2 protein-coding genes are annotated in these 1957 nt (G+C 37.3%); one reads left to right on the top strand and one right to left on the bottom strand.

Annotation, left to right across the window (positions count from 1 at the left end):
• On the top strand, positions 1-1093 hold a 1093-nt coding region (locus KFO40_RS25515), incomplete at its 5' end, for a hypothetical protein (protein WP_211146944.1).
• Positions 1094-1138: 45 nt separating this feature from the next.
• Here KFO40_RS25515 and KFO40_RS25510 read toward each other — a convergent pair.
• Positions 1139-1957, bottom strand: an 819-nt coding sequence (locus KFO40_RS25510) for a hypothetical protein (RefSeq protein WP_211146943.1), incomplete at its 5' end; no start/stop codon positions are given.

Below are 1957 nucleotides of genomic sequence, written 5' to 3'. Positions count from 1 at the left end.
GAACACACCCTCGCTCAATATGAACACACCCTCGCTCAATATGAACACACCCTCGCTCAATATGAACACACCCTCGCAAATAGACGAAGAAAAAGGTGAAGACATAGAAAAACTATCAGAAAATATAGTCAAAGAGCAATCTAACCTCGTTCAATATGAACAGGGGTCCGCTCAATATGAACGAGGGTGCGCTCAATATGAGCAGGGGTGTGTTCATATTGAACGAGGGTCCGCTCATATTGAACAACAGAATAAGATATATATAGATAATATAGAGAATAAAGAGAATCATAACGAACGAAGTGAGTTTAATAAAGAAACTGATATGAAGATTTTGGAATGGTTCAATTCTCGTGACTTATCTTTTCCAGATCTTTCTTCTTCTGATTTTGAAACTATCATTAACCTTCCAGATTTTGCCGATAATGATTTTGATATGGCAATAAGAGAAGTTTGGGGATACTTGCAATATGATGAAGACTCTCCAGGTAATTACATTCCAGCTGAATATTTCAAAGATATTCTTTACCGTGCTTGGAATGATTTAAAAACTATCAATCCGGATTTCTCTCTTTCGGAACAAGACATGAAGAATATTTTTGGATTCGATGTTGAGATGCAGAATGGAGAACCTGTATGTTATGTGACTCCCAGTAAAATTAAAAACATCAATCAATCTCCTTCATCTTCCAGAAAAATTAAACGGAAGGGAGTAGGGGACCGAACCTCCAGATTAATATTTCTTGAATCTATCCGACAAGTCGCTGAAAGAGATACGAACATGTTGACAGATGCCGAATATGCAATATGGCTTATGATTGAGTTCGTGAAAGAACGGGAGAGTAATCAGCAACCTCGTCCATCGGAAGTGACAAAAGCAGTTTATGAAGATTTGCTTAAACGTTTCTCAAACGAATCGAAGGTACCTGTGGAAGATTTGAGAACCCTCTGGAAAGAACTTCCTCAAAAAAATACAGTTAAACTTCATCCTCAACAGTTATCAGTCGATAAGATTATAAACTATAACGTGCAAGTAAATCAGGCAAGTGATGTGGAAGAGCTTTATAACAAAAAGATGGCAGAACAACCATGAAGTCTTTTGCCACCTTCCAGAATCCTTTTCCTTAGCCGGACTTGATTATCTTATTTCGGGTTCGGCTAAAAAGTTTCTTCTAATTTCTATTTCTTCAGACAGTATTCTAATCGCATCTTTCTCTCTTCGAAAATAATTGCCTGCCAGATAACGTTTATTGCTTGTTACAGTTCCTTTTTCCACATCTGAAGTAACTTGCATCTTATCTGTAATATACCAGTAGCGTTCTCCTGTAGCTACTTTCATGTTCAAAGGCTCAATTCGTTTTAGAAAATGATTCCATGTCTTACCAACCTTAGCTAATTCTACATCCAGAGCCTTTCTTTGATAATCCGCTGGCTTGAAAGTTGTGAACGAGAAATCATCTATTTTTCCCAAATACTCGTTCATGCTGTATTTAACCGGTTCCCCTTTGATAACATAGCAATACATAACGATGTCTCCAGAGGATTTATCTGCAAGTCTTACGACTCCATATCCTTCTTGACCAGTTTTATGATTATGGAAGCATACTAAATCACATGATTTGGGAATATATTTAGTGGAAATTACGAAAAATGGGTTGCCAAATTCCTGGCCATTTTCATCTAAAACTAAATAGAGGCGATTTAAAGCATTTTCTCCGGCTGGGGTTATAATGTCTACAGGAATTGTTATTTTGTCGAAATTAGGCGTGTTTCCGTCAATTCTAAGGCATATTAAAACAGTATTCACATTCCCTTCTTGTACCAAACCTATAGAATCGTTCCATTTTACTGCATCTCCAGCTCCAAATCCTTTGTCAAACCAGTTGGCAAATGTAGCGTAATCGAGAGCTTCAGGATCGTCTGAATAACTGGAAGGTACATGCAGCTTAATATTATA

This window comes from Bacteroides sp. 1001302B_160321_D4, assembly GCF_015667765.1.
GTDB classification, from domain to species: Bacteria; Bacteroidota; Bacteroidia; order Bacteroidales; family Bacteroidaceae; genus Bacteroides; species Bacteroides xylanisolvens.
The sequence above is the reverse complement of the archived record's forward strand: the minus strand, read 5'-3'. Positions and strand labels throughout refer to the sequence as shown.